Consider the following 18,409-nt stretch of genomic DNA (forward strand, 5'->3'; position numbering starts at 1 on the left):
GTATGATAGGCCTCGGTTTCAGATGTGGGGCTAAGTCTTTTTAACAAATTTAGAGGTGCTGCTCTGAGTTGTAAAAAGTAGGCGCTTTTATCGTTTTTGATAAAGATCCTTAATGAAAACAGCCGATAGTCATTGACCTTTTAGGGTATTAATTTTTAATATTGAGTGCCTAATTTTGTTTTGTTTTACATGGTGGTACTGATGGAAATTAAGCTTGCTTCTTGGAATGTCAATGGTATTAGAGCTGTTAGCGCTAAGGAAGAGTGGCAGCAATGGTTTGCTCAAGACAAATATGATGTCATTGGCTTTCAAGAAACAAAGGCTGAAAAGAGTCAAATTCCTGAGCACATTGTTAATAAGGAAGGATATCAAAGTTATTTTGCTAGTTCGGTAGTAAAAAAAGGATATTCTGGTACTGCTGTTTTTTCAAAGATAGAGCCTAAGTCTGTAGAGATTGAATTACCAGATCCTGCTTTTCAAGGTGAGGGTCGTATTGTCCACTTAGAGTTTGAGAAGTTCCATTTCTTTAATGGTTATTTCCCTAATGGTGGCGCTGAGGTTTTAGATGAGAATGGTAAGCCTATCAAGGGACAATTTAAACGAGTCCCCTATAAAATGGGTTTCTTTGATAGTTTCTTTAAGTATGCTCAAGAGTTACGTAAGAGCAAGCCTATTGTTGTGTGTGGCGATTTTAATATTGCACACAATGAGATAGATTTAGCACGTCCAAAGACTAATAAGAACACTACAGGATTCTTGCAGATTGAGCGTGACTTTTTAGATATGTTCACTCAAGCTGGCTATATTGACACTTTCCGTCATGTTCACGGTAATGAAGAGGGTCATTACTCTTGGTGGTCTTATAAAATGCAAGCTCGTGCTAAGAATGTAGGATGGAGAATTGACTACTTCTTTGTCTCCGATGAGCTTAAAGACAATATTAAAGATGCCACTATCGAAAAAGATGTATTCGGCTCTGATCATTGTCCTGTAACTTTAACTTTGGATATTTAGCAATAGCTTTTATGGAAAAAGCGCTCTGTGGGGAAACCCTAGAGCGCTTTTTTCTTTTGTGCTCTAGTTCTGACTTTAATTAAAGCAGAAAATATTCAGTTGGCTATTAGCCAAAAATCGCGCTAGCATTACTGTAGGTGTATACAAATCATGTTTAATGGCCGATGCTGCGCTCAAGGCCGCCCTCTCCCACTTTTTTGTCATGTTAGGGTAGTAGGGTTTGGACTTACCAACTATCAACTGGCCATGCGCCATGCGCTATGGCCATCACCATAGGCCAGAGCCAAGAGTAATGCATCAAGGGGGAATACGCTATGTGCATGCGCCATGGGCTATAGCCACTGGACATGGCTGACGGCCTTTATGCCATAAGGCATGATCAATAGTATGCAGACTTTGGTTTAGTTAGATCGAGGAGTTAGATATGGACAAGCAATATCGTTTTGCAACTAGAGAGGATATCCCTCTAATCTTAAAGTTTATTCACGACTTAGCTCATTTTGAGAATTTAGAAAACGAAGTGACAGCTACTCCTGAGTTGTTAGAGGATTGGCTTTTTGCAAGAAAAACAGCAGAGGTAATTTTTGCTATTGATAGTCAGGGCAACGAAGTAGGTTTTGCTCTCTTTTTCCACAACTTCTCAACCTTCTTAGGTAAAGGTGGTATTTATCTTGAAGATCTTTTTGTGATCCCAGAGTACCGTAAGCTTGGCTATGGTAAGTTCTTGCTTCAAACCCTGGCTAATATTGCTTTAGAGCGTAAGTGTGGTCGTTTAGAGCTATCTTGCTTAGACTGGAATACTAATGCCATTAACTTCTACACCAAACTTGGTAGTAAAGTAATGGATGATTGGACAACTTATCGTTTTACTGGTGAGTCACTAGAGAATTTAGCAAAACTCTAAGAGCTTTAGAGTTAAAGATATCATCAAGCCAAATGCCGATATTGGTTCTAACATGAGAACAAGAGGTGTTTGGCTTTTTTTGTATTTTTATGGGCTCCAAAAACAACTAAAGCTGCAGACAGAATCCGCATTCCGTACTGCAGCCCAAGTGCTTCAGCAGCGATTTTAGCAACTTAATAGCTATTATGCAACTTATATTTAGCCAAAGCCTTTATTTTACGGGCTTTTTTCAGTCTTGATATGAGGCTAATCCTTAATAGGCTTTAGTCCTATATTTGGCTTAAGTCTTAGCCAAGATAAATGCACTTAAATAGATAGTTTTGAGCTTAAAGATGCACTTTTATTGTGATAACTGGGGAGGGTCTTGGAAATATTGCTTTAAAAGTGTGCAAATAACACAGCCAGCAGCCATCTAATGGCTGCCATAGCTTGAGTCTTTAGAGTCTAAACTCTACAATGTATAGCACAAGTTCTTTAAACAGCATTTCATAGCACGTGAGTTTAGTAGTGCTCACATAACGGATCTTTTAGACTATGTCTTGTTGTTTTATGAGCTCTGTCGGTTAACTTTTGCAATAAGAACCTATTTCCTTTTTATTATTAAGGTTCTGACATACAATAGTGGTTAGCACTAGGCCTTTATGGGCCTTTAATTTTTTTTGCTATACCCTTGTATGCCTACTCTTCTAGTGCATTGGATAATCCTAACTAGTAATAGTTAGGGTTTAAATTTTTAATTTATTTTTCCTTTAAATGTCATTGGTTGAGTTGTAACAGATGTTAACTAGCTAACAAGGCACCTATCCTGTGAGCTTTGCTCATGTGTGATGGGGGTATTCAACAAACTAAAAAAGGCATGGTCTTAATTGCTCTTTAAACAGTAATGACGACCTTGAATAACGATAATGAAAGTTTTAACTCTCCTTAAATTGCTTGCAGGTGGCTTTTCTCACCGCAATCTAAACGTTATGTCAACTCTCAATGTGTCAAACATTGGCCGATTTAGCTTTGCTCCGTTAGCTCGTTACTATTACTACTATTCATCTTCTTACAACTTCTAATACTAAGGCGGTGTTCACTATGAACCTAATTAACGAACCAATGACTCCACAACCTCCTCTATACCGTGATGGCATTGTGGATACAAGGATAAATAACGTGTTACCTTTACTCCCTCCAGTGGCTATTATTGAAAAGTTTCCGACCACAGCTGATGCAGACCAATTAGTTTGTCAAACCCGTAATGCAATTTCTAATTGCTTACACGGCAAGGATGATCGTTTAGTTGTAATTACAGGCCCATGTTCTATTCATGATCCTATTGCAGCAATTGACTACGCTAAGCGTTTATTACCTTTACGTCAAAAATACGCAGATCAACTAGAAGTTATTATGCGTGTTTACTTTGAAAAGCCTAGAACCACTGTTGGTTGGAAGGGCCTCATTAACGATCCAAACTTAGATAACTCTTACGATATTAACAATGGTTTACGTATTGCTCGTAAGTTATTAGTGGACGTTAATGCCTTAGGCGTACCAGCAGCTACTGAGTTCTTGGATATGATTTCTCCTCAATACATTGATGAGTTGATTTCCTGGGGTGCTATTGGTGCTCGTACCACTGAGTCACAGATTCACCGTGAGTTATCCTCTGGTATGTCATGTCCAATTGGCTTTAAGAATGCTACCGATGGCTCAGCTAAGATTGCCGTAGATGCTGTAGTTGCAGCTCAGCATGAGCATACCTTTATGACTGTAACTAAGATGGGTCACGTAGCTATTGCTCATACTAAGGGCAATGATGACTGCCATATTATTTTACGTGGCGGTAAAGAGCCTAATTACCACTCTGTTGCTGTGGCTAATGCTTGCGAATTATTAAAGGCAGCTGGCTTACCAGAGAGTGTTATGATTGATTTTTCACACTCTAATAGCTCTAAGAAGTTTAAGAAGCAATTAGACGTATGTCATGACGTTGCAACTCAGATTAGCTCAGGTTCAAACCGTATTTTCGGTGTAATGATTGAGTCTAATCTTGTTGAAGGTCGTCAAGATTTATGTGAAGACTTAAGCAAGCTCGTATACGGACAAAGTGTGACCGATGCTTGTGTAAGCTTCGAAGATACAGAGGCTATGTTAGCAGAGCTCAATGAGGCTGTGTTAGCTCGCCGTGCCAAGAACAATGGCTAAGTTCATGTTAAAATCTCAAAACTAAAAAGATAAGCCTGGCTTGTTAAAAAGCTGGGCTTATATTTTTTTAGCAAGATAAATTGTTCACTTAATTGGCTTTAAAATTTGAGCCAAATTCTATAATATTTAGTTTCATTAACACTAACATTACAAGCATACTTTATTGCTGACAACCATTTGTTAACTGATTAAGGTGTAGCGGAGGAAATAATGCACGCATTATCCTTAGAGAAAGATAAGATTAAGATCCTTCTTTTAGAAGGTGTTGACCCAAGTGCAGTAGATGTTTTACATAAAGCAGGCTACACCAATGTTGAGTACGAAAAGAAGGCCTACGACGGTCAAGAGTTACTCGATAAGATTGAGAAGGTACACTTTATTGGTATTCGTTCTCGCACTCACTTAACTAAGGAAGTCCTCTCTCATGCTAAGCGTTTAGTGGGTATTGGTTGTTTCTGTATTGGTACTAATCAGGTAGACCTAGAAGCTGCTGCTGCCTTAGGTATTCCAGTATTCAATGCTCCTTTCTCCAACACTCGCTCTGTAGCTGAGCTCGTTACTGGTGAGTATTTACAGTTATTACGTGATATTCCTGCTCGTAACGCTTTATTACACCGTGGTGGCTGGAATAAGGTTGCTAACGGCTGCTTTGAGGCTCGTGGTAAGACCTTAGGTATCATTGGTTATGGCCATATTGGTACTCAAGTAGGTATTATTGCTGAAAGCTTAGGCCTAAATGTTATTTTCTTTGATATTGAGAGCAAGTTAAGCTTAGGTAATGCCCGTCAGGTTGAGTCCTTAGATGAGCTTTATGCTAAGGCTGACATTGTTACCTTACACGTACCAGAGACTGATGATACTAAGAATATGATCACCAAAGATTCCTTTGCTAAGATGAAGGATGGTGTATTCTTTATTAATGCTTCCCGTGGTACTGTTGTAAATGTTGATGATTTGGCTGATGCTTTACGTTCCAAGAAGGTAGCAGGCGCTGCTGTTGACGTATTCCCTGTTGAGCCAGCATCTAATAATGATGAATTTGTTTCTCCATTGCGTGAGTTTGACAATGTTATTTTGACCCCTCATATTGGTGCTGCTACTGAGGAAGCTCAGTGCAATATCGGTATTGAGGTTGCTCAAAAGCTAGCTCTTTACAGTGACAATGGTTCTACCTTAACCGCTGTAAACTTCCCAGAGGTATCATTACCAGCTAAGAGAGCTTCTGTATCCCGCTTACTTCACGTACACAAGAACGTTCCTGGCGTTATGCAAAAGATTAATGAGGTCTTTGCTAAGCAGAATATTAACGTTGCGGCACAGTACTTGCAGACTGCTGGTGACGTAGGTTACGTAGTAATGGATATCAATTCAGATAAGCCTGAGGAAATCGTACCATTATTAAAGCAGATCGAAGGTACTTTAAAGTGCCGTATTCTGTTCTAAAGCCATAACTTAATGGATTAATGAACCTTAAATGGTTCGACATTTCCTAAAAGCGCTACTACCTAAAAGGCCCTATATCAATAATAGAGTCTGTCAAAATTATGGTGGTTAGCGCTTTTAGCGTATTTGATCACTTAAAAAATTTCCGTATTATTTGAGGCTGCTATTCCACAGTGGAGCTGTAATATGCTAACTAAATTTAGTACTTTATCATCAACATCATTGGCCGTTGCTATTAGTGGCTTTATTGGCTTAGTAGCTCCTCAAGCCTATGCAGCTGATCCTCAAGTATCTACCAATAATTCTTGGCAATTTGCTGAAGATCCTGAGTATAGCTATGCTAAAGGTACAGCCTCGCAGTTAATTAGTATCAAAGAAGCCGTACTGCACCATACTCTAAGTATTAAAATCAATCGCTCTATGATTGATAGCTTTACCTTTAAAGTTGGTTGCATGTTACAAAATCCAACTCCTCTTTTGGAACTCAAAGTTAATAGCTTAGATATTCGTTTGTTCGATAGCTTTAATGATTTTGTATTTGCTCGCTTTATTGTTGACAATGGTCAAGAGTATTCTTTACGTGGTGATTTAGCTGGCCGTAATCGTATTTTATTTGCGCCTGTAACTAAGAACCAAGAACGTAGTTTGGCAGACCTTTTCTTACAGATGCGTGAAGGTGGCACCTTAAAAATAGGTCTATTACAAGGTGATAGTAATAACGTACGTCTTTATGAAATTCCTTTAGCTGGTTTTATGGATTACTCTGATAGCTTGATTCAAAGCTGTCAAAACTTTAATCGAGCTTATCGTGGAGAAAGACCTTATCTTCCAGACTATATGGCCAAAGAGCCAGATGGCTATGCACCTAAAGATTTTAGCCTCAAGGAAGAAGAGGAGGTAATTGATCCATATGCTCCTAAACCTGTAGTGGTAGAAGAGACAGTAGAGGTCTCAAAGAAAGAAACTCCAAAGCCTGAGGTATTACCTTTTGCCCCTGGTGGTGGTCCTGCTAGCATTGGCCCTGATGGCAGACCTATTGGTGCCGCTGGTGGTGTCGATACCGCTAAACAAGGCAGCCAAGTAGATCGTTCTTTAGGTAATGCTCAAGGCCCTATGCAAATTGGTCCAGATGGTAAGCCAGTTATGTCTAATGGAGCAAATACCACTCAAGACAATAAGGCTACAACTGCCCCAGCCCAAGCGCCAGCTCCAACTGAGCCTCAAAATGAGCTCATGCAAGAAAATGGCGAAGAGCAAGGCGGCGGAATGTTTGATATCTTTTAATTAAAGCAAGTCGTGAAAGCAAGTTTCTAATCAATCCTAGGACAAATGCTTATATTAAAAGGCTCATTGTTCTAGGATTTTTCTTTAAAAAAACACGGTAATCCCTTAATACTATTCAAGTTTTGCACTGTTTTGAATCAATTTGCAAAATATTAAAAATAGGTGTTGCTATTGTTAGATTTTTCTATATAATGGTCACCGTTGTCAGGAACGACTGATAACAAAAACAAATGCCCAGGTGGTGAAATTGGTAGACACAAGGGACTTAAAATCCCTCGGACTAAACATCCGTGCCGGTTCGACCCCGGCCCTGGGCACCACTTAAGAAGATGCGCAAGCATCTTTTTTTGTTTCTGCCATCCCCAAATTCCAACACCTCTCCTCAACCTCAACCTCAACCTCAATCACAACACTTTCCCTTATCTCTTTACATCCTTACCCAATTACCATCATTGCAAATGCAGTCTCTGCTTGTGCCTACGACTCAAAGCTCAATGCTTGTTGCCATTGGCTTACATACTAAACAACAGCAAAAGCACACGCTTTGCAGCCCCCTGCAAAAGCCAAGTCCATGACTATAGCAAAAGACCCAGTTCCAACCGCACTTTACAGCTTGTAATTACGGCTAAAAGCCTACAGCTTACAGCTAAAGCCCTGAATACAACTAAAACAAAGCTTACAGCTAATGCCTACAGCCACAGCCATGCTTAAGGCCTCATATAATGATTACAGCTCAACACTTACTAAGCATTGCTACAGCACCAGCTTACAGCCAATACAATGGCAACAGCCCTTGGGCATGGTCTTAGATAATGATAAAGGCTCAACTCTTACCTCTAACAGCGTATAGGGGCTTCTAATAGCTAAAACCTACAGCTACAGCTCAAACAAAGCTGACGGCACGGTTAGAGCTAAAGCTACTGATTATGATTAAGACTAAACAATTGCTGAGCACGGCTACAGCACCAGCTTACAGCCAATACAATAGCAACAGCCCTTGGGCATGGTCTTAGATAATGATAAAGGCTCAACTCTTACCTCTAACAGCGTATAGGGGCTTCTAATAGCTAAAACCTACAGCTACTACTGAAACAAAGCTAACAGCAAAGAATACAGGCTACAGCACCAGCTTATAGCCAATACAATGGCAACAGCCCTTGGGCATGGTCTTAGATAATGATAAAGGCTCAACTCTTACCTCTATCAGCGTATAGGGGCTTCTCGTGGCGCAAGCTACAGCTACAGCTACTGCTGAAACAAAACTGGCAGCACTGATAAGGTTAAAGCTACTGATTATGAGTAATGCTTAAGGATATTAAAGGCTCAAGGTGCTTTATGGATGATTAATTGGGTGGCAATCAAGGAGCTTGGCTTTTGTGCCGGAGGGATGGTAGGACGTATAAGCCGCCTGCTTTTATTAAATGAGCAGGGCAATATAAGAGGGCTCTATCTTAGAGAAACAAGATCAAAAAAGCTCTAACTTGGTTAAAGCTAGAGCTTCTTTAGGTGTTCGGCCAAACTCTTATACGTTTAGGGCAATGGCAATACCAATTAAAACAACAACGCCTAAAGCTACTGGAACTCTTACTTTCTTTGGAACTGGGCAACTCATATCAGACCTCGATTATTATGTTGAACTTGCGCATAGGACAAATGCAATGCGACTACATAAAGTAAGCTCAACTAAGACATATCATTAGTATTCTTTAATGAAGTGTAGTTGTGCCTCTTAAGTCTATTATAGGATGAATGCCTGTAGATAATACGATGCAAACTAAGATATTTGAGCTATTTTGTCTAGTTGTTGTCTAAAAAGAAAGATATTTGGCCAAAACACCTTGGTTGTCTTAGTGGCTTTAGCTCTTAGCTCTTAGCTCTGTTGTAGGCAGTCTCTGTGCAGATGTAATTCACTGCTTAATTTTGCTTAATGGTTAGCTTTACATCTGTTAACTAAAGCTATTGTCGTAGTGCTTTAATGGTAGTTGCTAGAGGTTAATCTGGCTCTTGGTACTATTTAGCTTTATTGGATTATTTCATTATCAGAAGCTTGTAAGGTAGATTTTTGGGTTAACCATACTTAATGGAAATGAGCAGAGGGTTTTGATTTTAGTACTTGTTCGTTCTATACCAGTTCTATAAGGTGTAATGGCGTTTAGCTAAGGTATAAGTACATGAACTTGTTTGTTTAAGGAATAGTCTGACGATAAAGAAAAAAGAGGAGAGTCTTGAAAGTGATGGGATGGAAGTAAAAAGAATTTTACAGAGTGTAGAAACAAAAAAAGATGCTTTCGCATCTTCTTAAGTGGTGCCCAGGGCCGGGGTCGAACCGGCACGGATGTTTAGTCCGAGGGATTTTAAGTCCCTTGTGTCTACCAATTTCACCACCTGGGCATTTGTTTTTGTTATCAGTCGTTCCTGACAACGGTGCTCATTATATAGATTTATAGCCGCTATGCAAGCAATTTTTTAAAAAATTTTTAAATTTTTTTGAAATTTTTACAAAAATAGCTTAAATATCGAAAATATTCGTTAACTGCTATAAGTGCCTAGGCTAAAGGCAATTAGCTAATATGCACTATAATAGTTAAAACAGGGCAGCTATATTTATTGGTAAAAAATTACTTGCTGCTTTTTTAAACTAAACAGCTCCAAAAAATTAAGCTCTGTACTGAGCTTATTCAAGGCTGCTTAATTTCATAATTGCTTAGTGTTGCTTTAATGGCTGCTGCTATAGCTTCGATTACAGCTACAGTCACGGTGTTGCCAAGTTGTTTGTAATGCTGTGTGTCGGATAATGGTAGCTTATAATTTTCTGGAAAGCCTTGAAGACGTGCCCATTCACGTGGAGTCATTTTGCGCACATTCTCCTGGTTAATCTTACCTTGAATTTTAGTCATAGGCACCATAGAGTGCTCTCTATCATCAATGATGAGATTGCCCTCTCTGCCCATTCCTCCACAGACAATAGCTCCTGCAATACCATCTAAATCTCGAATTACATAGCCAAAGCCATGTCCAGCAGCCTCATGGCGTGCTCTGTGAGCCTTAAGAGTATTAAGATAGGTGTCAGATAAGTAATACTTAGAGGGAATAGGAGCTGACTCCATAATATTACGAATAGTAATCTTCTTACCATTGCCCTCAGGAAAGGTAAAAGTGCTAGGAGCTAAATCATTGCGAAAGCAGACAATATAGATACGCTCTCGGTTTTGAGGTACACCAAAGTCTTTGCTATTGAGAACTTTACTAAATACCTTGTAGCCAATTTCCTTAAATGACTCTTTAATGATACTAAAGGTACGACCTTTGTCGTGGTGTACTAGGCCTTTGACATTTTCACAAAAAATTACCTTAGGTTGGTGATACTTACAAATTCGTGCTACATCCAGAAATAATGTTCCACGGCATCTACCCTGATAATTGTCCTGAAAGCCGCCATGCTTACCAGCAATGCTAAATGCTTGACATGGAAAACCTGCCAAACAAATATCAAAAGGAGGAATATCTTGCTCGTTAACTTGAGTGATATCGCCTGCAATATTCTCACTATCACTAAAGTTAGCTTTGTAAGTCTTTTGTGCCGACTTATCGAGCTCACAAACAAATACTGTCTTTAGCTTATTATCAAAGGCTCGGTCAAAACCTAATCTAATTCCGCCAATACCTGCAAATAAATCAATTGCTGTAGCCATATTACTTAATACCAGTTCAAAGAGATGACTTTGGGTAGTTAAAGAGAAATTATAGACTCTTTCATTAAGCAAAACGCTTCTACCTAAATGGTCAGAATAAAAGACAAGCAAGTACCTGTTAACAATAGAGCTGGCAGCTTTTAAGTAAAGCAAAGTATAAATTAAAGAGATGACCTTTATTGGTAGCTATCTTTTGGAACCAACCAAACTCAGCCCTGTTAAAGTCCAATGGTCTTTGATTAAGGTATGCACTATAAACTTAATCATGAACAAGTTGTCTCTTATTACTAATGCAGGTAGGGCGGGTGATCTAATGATGATTTGGGTAAAATGGCATTTTTATCGGATTTTTGTTTTTATGTAAAAATTTTTTTAAATTTTTTGTAAAAAATGCTTGCATAGCCGCTATAAATCTATATAATAAGCACCGTTGTCAGGAACGACTGATAACAAAAACAAATGCCCAGGTGGTGAAATTGGTAGACACAAGGGACTTAAAATCCCTCGGACTAAACATCCGTGCCGGTTCGACCCCGGCCCTGGGCACCACTTAAGAAGATGCGCAAGCATCTTTTTTTGTTTCTGCACTCTGTAAAATTCTTTTCTTTTACTCCTTCCTTTAGCTTTTTATAAGCTACCTCCAATACTGCTCCAAGCCATTATCATTACTCCTTAATGGAACTTATATGACATTGTATTAATGGCTCCTCCAGTGTGCTTGCATACGGTTTTAGGCGGTAGTTAACCTGCTAATAGCTTTCAGTGCTTCTTTAGGGCTTAGTAGGGGCTAACAACAGTTAATTGTAGGTATTCAGACAAATATTAAGTAATCAGGTGGTTTAACCAGCAGTCTTTGGCGCTGGCTTTATGATTTAGCTATAGGTGTTGCCACCTTGGGAAGGCAATGGGACAGTAGGGCAGAGTTATCTATCTTGCTTTTACTGTCTTCTCTTGTCCTGGCCTAGTCTGCCTTGATCTACCATGGCTTAGCTAAGCTTATCTAAGCTGTGAGGAGAGGTGATGTATTGCGCTGTACTAAGTGGGCCAGAGCTAAGTGTAGCTGTGTAGCTCTGAGCTGTGTGGTACTTGGCTGAGCTGTGCTGAGCGGAATTAAGCTGCGCAGGGCAAGGGTAGGGGCGGGCGTTATTGCTGTTGCTGTGGTGGTGATGCTGGTTGTGATGGTGAGGGGCTGATGGGAAAAAAATTTGCCCCAGAGTAAGCTTGTTGGGGCTTAGAGGCTGGGGCAAAAAGGAATCTTGTGTTGAGGCTCAATTACTTATTGGTTCTATTGCTATCATCAGAGTCAATAGAAATAGACATTTCAATTAGTTGAGCGCCATTGACTGTTTCGTATTTAACATCAACATCTTCACTTGTCACAATTGGAATATGCTTTCTTATTGCTTCTATGAGATCTTGACGTAGTTGTGGCAAAAAATCAGGAGGATTGCTTCCTGGTCTATCGTCAATCAGCAAAAAGTGGAGACGATTCTTTGCAGTTTCGCTACTAGTTGTTTCTTGCTTTTCGCCTGCAATAGCTGATTTAATTACTGAAAGTAAAGACATTTTCGTGTCCTTTAAAGCAAAGCTTAATTCTATCGTATTGAGCTTAGTAGTTTAATTCTCTTGATAAAAGTAGCACGATATTTGTGGTTCCAAATATCAGCTACTCTTTAGGGGGTAAGATTTTAACTTTAGTAAGTCTCAATAAAATCATTACAAAAGGTGATAAGGCTAAATAACAAAAGATTGTTTATTTGCCAAATAGCTTTTGGAAGAATGTCTTTTCAACACTGGTAAAACGTAAAGGCACATCATTACCTAATAAGCGCTCTACGGCATCCTGGTAAGACTTGCCAGCGTCTGATGACTGGTTGAGAATAATAGGATCACCATCATTAGATGCTTTAAGTACATCTGTAGACTCAGGAATAACACCTAATAGTGAAATACGTAATAACTCTTGAATATCATTTAAAGAGAGCATTTCGCCCTTAGATACTCGGTCTGGGGAGTAACGGGTAAGTAATAACTTGCAAGCTACTGGTTCCCAGTTATTAACAGCTCTACGAGACTTAGCATCTAAGATACCTAAAATTCGGTCAGAGTCTCGTACTGATGAGATTTCTGGGTTGGTAGTAATAATAGCTTCATCAGCATAGTAAAGAGCAATTAAAGCACCTGCTTCGATACCAGCAGGGCTATCGCAGATAATATACTCAAAGCCCATATTAGAAAGATCTTGTAAGATCTTACCAACGCCTTCATAAGATAAAGAGTCTTTATCTTTAGTTTGGGAGGCTGCTAGGATAGAAAGCTTGCCATTTTCAACATGCTTATCTTTAATTAATGCCTGATGTAACTTGGCTTCACCATGTAAAACATTAATAAAGTCGTAAACTACACGACGCTCACAACCCATAATAAGGTCTAAGTTACGTAAGCCAACATCAAAATCAATAACTACGGTCTTATGACCTTTAAGTGCTAAACCAGTAGAGATGGAAGCTGCTGTAGTAGTCTTACCTACACCGCCTTTACCTGAAGTAACTACGATAACATGAGCCTTAAATGCATCATTGATTGGGGTGTCTTCAGAATTAGCCAATCTCTTGGTCTCCTTCTTTTTAGTGGTTTTACTGGCGCTTTTTGCTTCTGGCTCTTTGTCTTCCTTAGAGCTTTCTTGAGCCTTAGCACTCTCATCATCTTGAGTGCTTTCTTTGCTCTGAGCAGAGGCTGGCTCATCTTTTTCAGAAGAATTTTGCTCTGGTGAAACCTCTTTGTCCTGCTCGGCTTGTGCCTTATCCTCAGGCTCTTTTACCTCATCCTTAGGGGACTCGTTGCTAGCAGTTAAGGTTTCTTTATTTTCCTCAGTTTGCACGGAGGTCTCTTGATCTTTTACGGTTACTTGCTCTTCGTTTTTAAGAGGAGCAGTAGTACTCGTAGTGGTTGAGTTTTTGTTTTTCGCTTGAGAAGATTTCTTTGAACGGACCATTTTTGGTACCTTAGCAACCGTGAATTAAAAGCACAAAATCGTAAATATAAAAGCTTATCTCAATATGTATATTGGGACAAACTTTATGAATTTTACAGCGTAAAAAATGGTGTAATTACAAGACAGAGACAAAAGCACTTCACTTAATCTGCTTGGGCACATAAATACTTGAGATTGTTATCCTCAAGTGAGATTACCACACCTTTATTTTTACTGCGGATCTGATCAAGCAGAGGGTCGTTTTCTAAGTCCTCTGCAGTACGATAGTTTCCTGCAATCGCAACTAGTCCTAAGTCAAAAGATCCTTGAATATGAATAGTAGATTCAGTTATTCCAGGATCGTTATCATCCATAGGAGCTCCAGCAAACAGGTCTGCACCAAAGACTTTACCAAAGATAAAGATATGGTGAGATGCCATAATGCGTGCGTGTGCACCTACAGAGCCGTAAATGACTACAGAACTATTTTGGCCTGTAATAGTTTCTCCAGATCTGACATTACGACGAATAATCTTAACTGGAGTTGGTACTTTCACCTCATAAGGAACAGGAACCTCATATGGTTTTGGTACTGGTACAGGTACTTTTACCTCAATAAATTGAGTAACAATTTTAGGCTTTAAATTAGCCTCTCTAATACGAGAATAACGTGTTGAGTTGATAACTGGAATACGTCGTCTCGTTAGTGCGTCAGCACGATCTTCATTTACAACTCCAGTTACTCCAATTAAAAAGATGCCATGCTGTTTACATAACTCTTGCAGAGTAAAGAAGTCGAATGTGTTTAAATTACCTAAATCTTCAACATTAAGAACTACCGAGGCGTTGTTGAAAATACCGAAACTATTATCAATCTTCTGAACTAAAATATTTTCAAGCTCTTCAACAGTACCGTCTTGTATCTTAATGGAGGCAATGGAGAATCCAGTATAAGAAATGTCTCCTACTGGTAAATCCTTGCTAATCCCTGTTGGCGCGGAATCCATATCAATCACGCCGCGAGGGAACATTCGACTTAGGTCGAGTGGAAAATCGCGGCATCCTCCTTGAGCAGTAGTTTACACATTAGATGCCAGAGCCTTAGCTACGATATTCGTTATAAAGCTTAGACTCAAAAGTAAAAATAAGTTTCTTAATAATGCTTACTAAATTTTAGCATATCGTAATATTCTATCATATTTGTAGCTACTCTATGATTTGCAAGCTCAATGCCAATCAAAGATATGCGGTATTGCTTTTTATACTAGGTTGGCAAGGGCGGGCGATTGAGTGTAGGTGGATGGGGACTTGATTGGTGTAGGTGCTGGGCGCTTAACTATATACTTTTGGTAGTTAGGTGGTCATAGCTTAAAAAAATTATCCTACAAAATGTCACTAAGACCAGGCCAATTTGGGCTAATATAAGATAACTTTAGTATAAGGTACTTATTAGATGGGCATCATTGGTAAGGTTAACTATATTGATATCCATAGCTTATGCTGGAGTTAATGAAAAATTTTGACGTTTTAGTTGGTATTTGTTGTTATGGAACGTTTAGTTTACGTTTATAAAAATAATAAGAAAATTCGTAGCTATTTGTATGTGGTAGAGAAAGACTCTTTTTCGCATATTCCTTCTGGTTTAATGGACGCATTTGGCGCTCCAGAGTTTGTGATGGTATTTAAACTTTATGAAGGACGTAAGATTCAAAAAATTAGTGCTGAAGAGCTAGCTAAAGCATTAGATGAAAAAGGCTTCTTTTTGCGTATTGATTTGCAAAACGAAGAGGAAAATATGCTTAATGTAGAGCGTGCTAGACTAGGACTTGCTCCTTTAGAAAAGGATCAAATCGCCGATTATTTCCATTAAAGTAAAAAAGAAAAAGCGCTAGATTAAATATCTAGCGCTTTTTTTAGCCTAGTTAAAATTGAGGCTTAGAGTTTTCGTTGGTTGTTTGGTTTTTCGTAAATTGCACCTATCTTTCAAATTAGTGCATTGTCGTGGCAGTTATGTGCGTTTTATCCTATAAAAACAGGATAACACGGCAATGACACTATAGGGATTACTGCATTGTCGTGCAATTGTGTTTATTTCACGATTATCTCGCACAATAATGCTGACGTTGTCGAATTTTGAAAGATAGGTGAAATTGATAGCACAATAACCTCAACTCTGCATGCTAAGGTTACCTCGAAATAGATTTGCCTTATATATCGTATTTATCAAAAAATATCATAGGTTACCTAATAATGGGGTAACCTCTATTATTGTTCCATGAAAACAGATATATATGGGATTTTACTAAAATTTGTTGTTTTAAGGTTACCTTAGCATGCAGAGTTCAGGAATAAGGTGTAATCCTTGGTATGAGAACCACCTTTGGTGAATTTCTTAAGTTTATTGTTCAGAGAGTTTACTGTCTCAATAGGACTTAAGAAGTTTTCATCATGCAGCATATTTTCAAAGCCAACTTGACCTAGCTTTTCTAACTTAGCATTTGTGCAATCCAAAACACCATCTGAATAGAGCAAGATACTATCACCAGGCTCTAAATTAAAGTTAATGCTTCTAAACTGCTGAGCAGTGTGGGCACCAATTACAGGAGCAGTTCGACACTCAATATAGTCAAAGCCTTGATTTGCCCTATAAACAATAGGCAGATTATGTCCTGCATTAAAGTACTCTACCTCACCACTCTTACGGTCAATAATCATGATACATACTGAGGTTAGTATGGATTTTGGATTATTATCCGCAATATTTTTGTTAAGTTCTTGCATAGAGTGAGCTAAAGGTAACTTAATACTTTCGCTCAATCTAATTAATTGGCGCATTAGGCCTATATTAATATGTGAAATATAGGTTGACATAAGGCTCGAATCATTTAAAGAACCTACCAAAATAACAAGTTTGCTTGAGCTGAGTTCAAACGCATCATAAAAGTCTGAAACTTTGGTTAAAGAAGCACTTTCGGTATGAGCACTTAAATAAGAGTTATAGTATTCTCGTAATAATATCTCTTTATTAACAGCCTGACTTCTTAACTGTGATAGCAGATTATAATCTTCACTATGCAGATCTTTTTCTTTATTAATCTGCAAAATTTCTTGAATAGACTGATAAACAGTCTTAGACATTAATCTTACAGTTGAAGCCAAGGCTCCAATTTCATCATTACGTTTTGGTATATTTTCACAAATACGTTGTAGGAGCACAGTGTTGTTAATATTGGTGGTTACGTGCTTAATCTTCTTATTGATATTAGTAATATCACCAATATCTTTCTTGGTGATATATAAGACGCTGATAAAAGCTAAAGCAAATAAGACTAAGCCCACTAGTGCAATGTAGCTTAAGAAGTCATAGAGCTCTGTAATGCTACTGTTACAAAAAGTTAGGCACCAAGCCACTAGGCTTGCCTAGTGGTATAGCGCAATGGGGTTGCAAATTTATTTTAAATTCATAGGGGTTTCATATACTTGTTTAAAGTTATATGATATCTATAAGTTCGTTATTGCGAAATTTGGTGTTTGTGAAAAGTATTAGTTAGGAGAACAATATGAGTAGTAAATACCTCAACTCTGCAAGCTAAGGTTACCTCGAAATAGATTTGCCTTATATATCGTATTTATCAAAAAATATCATAGGTTACCTAATAATGAGTTAACCTCTATTATTGTTCCATGAAAACAGATATATATGGGATTTTACTAAAATTTGTTGTTTTAAGGTTACCTTAGCATGCAGAGTTCAGGAAATATCATAGTGCTTCCCATGCTAAATACTTGATTCAGTATCATATTATTTTGTGTCCTAAGTTTAGATTTTCAGTTTTAACAGGTGATATAGAGACCAAACTTAAAGAAATTTTGCAAAATATATGTGTTAGGTATAGGTATAGCATTAAAGCTCTAGAAGTTATGCCTGATCATATTCATCTTTTTATAGATTGTCCTCAAACTGTCGCCCCGTGTGAAATTGTTAGAACCCTAAAAAGTTTAAGTGCTATTGCTTTATTTAAAGAATTACCTCATTTAAAGAAATTTTATGCCAGATGTGGTGTATTATCAGTCATTGGTAATCCATTTATCAGCAATTATTTACAGTCCTATCATACCTAGATGCTTTAACTATCGTAAGCCATTCTATACCAAGGCATAATAGGACTTGATAAGTAAATGGCGTAAGGTTATGCAAAGAGGCAATGCCATCATCTGAGTAAGTCAAAGTAATAGGCTTAACTTCTGCCATATAGTAAAGAACAGATTCTGTTGTAATTGGGTTTTCAGGAATATTTTTCGCACGAGAAGGCACTTTAAACTGAGGATCAATAGCTGCCTCCTGCCTTAACTTAAACTGGATATAGGCATAGGCAAGAACGCAAATATTGATAAGCCATAAAAGACCACATATTCTCTCAGGTTTCTTTAGATAGATAGCATTAACAAACAGAGTTTTACTTTTAGCGAGTCTCCATGTTTGCTCAATCACATTGTTGTGGCGATACATTTCAAAAAGCTCAGCCATTGTCCAGTTGCGTGATATATCAGTAGTGGTAATAACAAACTTACATTCACTCTCGATAGCAGCAGCTACAACATCATTATCAACCTCTACATTTAGAGGAAAGAAGAACTTATCCTTAGTAATGATCTTCTCTTGATACTTAGAAAGATCTTTGCATGGTCGTCCCTTAGGTTTTACAGTATAGGGTGCGTTAACTATTTCATCAGAATAGCCTTCATTAATCACAAGCTTAGTGAATCTTAAAAGCTTCTTTACCTTTTCTAAGTGCTTGGTTGCATCAGGTAAACAGTTAAAGTTACGAGATAGCATCTCGATAATTTTCTTCTGTTCCTTTTTTGCCTTCTTTTGAATAGTCCTTTCTTTTTGAGACTTTAAAGATG

General features: G+C 38.3%; 12 protein-coding genes and 3 tRNA genes. 8 read left to right on the forward strand and 7 right to left on the reverse strand.

Going from position 1 to position 18,409, the window contains the following annotated elements:
* Positions 1–201 precede the first annotated feature (201 nt).
* The 6 genes from MXE38_RS07800 to MXE38_RS07825 all read left to right on the forward strand — a co-directional run bounded on the left by MXE38_RS07800 (position 202) and on the right by MXE38_RS07825 (position 7,155).
* On the forward strand, positions 202–1,014 hold the full coding sequence (locus MXE38_RS07800) for an exodeoxyribonuclease III (protein ID WP_246913713.1): 813 nt from the start codon (positions 202–204) through the stop codon (positions 1,012–1,014).
* Between the two features lie 424 nt (positions 1,015–1,438).
* Complete coding sequence (locus tag MXE38_RS07805) at positions 1,439–1,918, forward strand: GNAT family N-acetyltransferase (protein ID WP_246913715.1); 480 nt, start codon at positions 1,439–1,441, stop codon at positions 1,916–1,918.
* A 1,080-nt stretch (positions 1,919–2,998) separates the two neighbouring features.
* On the forward strand, positions 2,999–4,108 hold the full coding sequence (gene aroG, locus MXE38_RS07810) for a 3-deoxy-7-phosphoheptulonate synthase AroG (protein ID WP_246913717.1): 1,110 nt from the start codon (positions 2,999–3,001) through the stop codon (positions 4,106–4,108).
* A gap of 210 nt (positions 4,109–4,318) precedes the next feature.
* On the forward strand, positions 4,319–5,551 hold the full coding sequence (serA, locus tag MXE38_RS07815) for a phosphoglycerate dehydrogenase (RefSeq protein WP_281503170.1): 1,233 nt from the start codon (positions 4,319–4,321) through the stop codon (positions 5,549–5,551).
* 186 nt (positions 5,552–5,737) lie between these two features.
* Entirely contained in the window at positions 5,738–6,835 is a 1,098-nt protein-coding gene (locus tag MXE38_RS07820) for a hypothetical protein (protein ID WP_246913719.1), read from the forward strand.
* A 232-nt stretch (positions 6,836–7,067) separates the two neighbouring features.
* A tRNA-Leu gene (locus tag MXE38_RS07825) sits at positions 7,068–7,155 on the forward strand.
* Between the two features lie 1,983 nt (positions 7,156–9,138).
* Here the strand turns inward: MXE38_RS07825 and MXE38_RS07830 are convergent.
* Together MXE38_RS07830 and MXE38_RS07835 are read right to left on the reverse strand one after the other, a co-directional pair.
* Positions 9,139–9,226, reverse strand: a tRNA-Leu gene (locus tag MXE38_RS07830).
* A gap of 287 nt (positions 9,227–9,513) precedes the next feature.
* On the reverse strand, positions 9,514–10,599 hold the full coding sequence (locus MXE38_RS07835) for a DNA cytosine methyltransferase (RefSeq protein WP_246913721.1): 1,086 nt from the start codon (positions 10,597–10,599) through the stop codon (positions 9,514–9,516).
* Between the two features lie 389 nt (positions 10,600–10,988).
* Between MXE38_RS07835 and MXE38_RS07840 the strand changes: the two genes are divergently transcribed.
* A tRNA-Leu gene (locus MXE38_RS07840) sits at positions 10,989–11,076 on the forward strand.
* Between the two features lie 723 nt (positions 11,077–11,799).
* On the opposite strand, the gene MXE38_RS07845 is transcribed toward MXE38_RS07840, so the two are convergent.
* The 3 genes from MXE38_RS07845 to MXE38_RS07855 all read right to left on the reverse strand — a co-directional run bounded on the left by MXE38_RS07845 (position 11,800) and on the right by MXE38_RS07855 (position 14,508).
* Positions 11,800–12,093 carry a cell division topological specificity factor MinE gene (locus MXE38_RS07845; RefSeq protein ID WP_246913723.1) on the reverse strand — a complete coding sequence of 98 codons (294 nt, stop codon included), beginning with the start codon at positions 12,091–12,093 and terminating at the stop codon, positions 11,800–11,802.
* Positions 12,094–12,280: 187 nt separating this feature from the next.
* Complete coding sequence (gene minD / locus MXE38_RS07850) at positions 12,281–13,111, reverse strand: septum site-determining protein MinD (RefSeq protein ID WP_246913732.1); 831 nt, start codon at positions 13,109–13,111, stop codon at positions 12,281–12,283.
* A gap of 554 nt (positions 13,112–13,665) precedes the next feature.
* On the reverse strand, positions 13,666–14,508 hold the full coding sequence (locus MXE38_RS07855; protein ID WP_246913725.1) for a septum site-determining protein MinC: 843 nt from the start codon (positions 14,506–14,508) through the stop codon (positions 13,666–13,668).
* 539 nt (positions 14,509–15,047) lie between these two features.
* On the opposite strand from MXE38_RS07855, the gene MXE38_RS07860 reads away from it, so the two are divergent.
* A complete protein-coding gene (locus tag MXE38_RS07860; protein ID WP_246913726.1) occupies positions 15,048–15,371 on the forward strand; it encodes a YcgL domain-containing protein in 324 nt (107 codons plus the stop codon).
* 458 nt (positions 15,372–15,829) lie between these two features.
* Here the strand turns inward: MXE38_RS07860 and MXE38_RS07865 are convergent, their stop codons facing one another.
* Complete coding sequence (locus MXE38_RS07865; RefSeq protein ID WP_246913727.1) at positions 15,830–16,840, reverse strand: PP2C family protein-serine/threonine phosphatase; 1,011 nt, start codon at positions 16,838–16,840, stop codon at positions 15,830–15,832.
* Between the two features lie 751 nt (positions 16,841–17,591).
* A partial coding sequence (locus MXE38_RS07870; protein WP_246913729.1) for a hypothetical protein occupies positions 17,592–18,409 on the reverse strand: 818 nt, incomplete at its 5' end.

Source organism: Anaerobiospirillum sp. NML120448 (assembly GCF_023050945.1).
Lineage (GTDB): Bacteria > Pseudomonadota > Gammaproteobacteria > Enterobacterales > Succinivibrionaceae > Anaerobiospirillum.

Excerpts from the sequence above, each read along its gene's own strand:
- MXE38_RS07820 (WP_246913719.1), top strand. The coding sequence starts at position 5,738 with ATGCTAACTAAATTTAGTACTTTATCATCAACATCATTGGCCGTTGCT.
- aroG (WP_246913717.1), top strand. The coding sequence starts at position 2,999 with ATGAACCTAATTAACGAACCAATGACTCCACAACCTCCTCTATACCGT.
- MXE38_RS07845 (WP_246913723.1), bottom strand. The coding sequence starts at position 12,093 with ATGTCTTTACTTTCAGTAATTAAATCAGCTATTGCAGGCGAAAAGCAA.
- MXE38_RS07860 (WP_246913726.1), top strand. The coding sequence starts at position 15,048 with ATGGAACGTTTAGTTTACGTTTATAAAAATAATAAGAAAATTCGTAGC.
- MXE38_RS07800 (WP_246913713.1), top strand. The coding sequence starts at position 202 with ATGGAAATTAAGCTTGCTTCTTGGAATGTCAATGGTATTAGAGCTGTT.
- serA (WP_281503170.1), top strand. The coding sequence starts at position 4,319 with ATGCACGCATTATCCTTAGAGAAAGATAAGATTAAGATCCTTCTTTTA.
- MXE38_RS07805 (WP_246913715.1), top strand. The coding sequence starts at position 1,439 with ATGGACAAGCAATATCGTTTTGCAACTAGAGAGGATATCCCTCTAATC.
- MXE38_RS07855 (WP_246913725.1), bottom strand. The coding sequence starts at position 14,508 with ATGGATTCCGCGCCAACAGGGATTAGCAAGGATTTACCAGTAGGAGAC.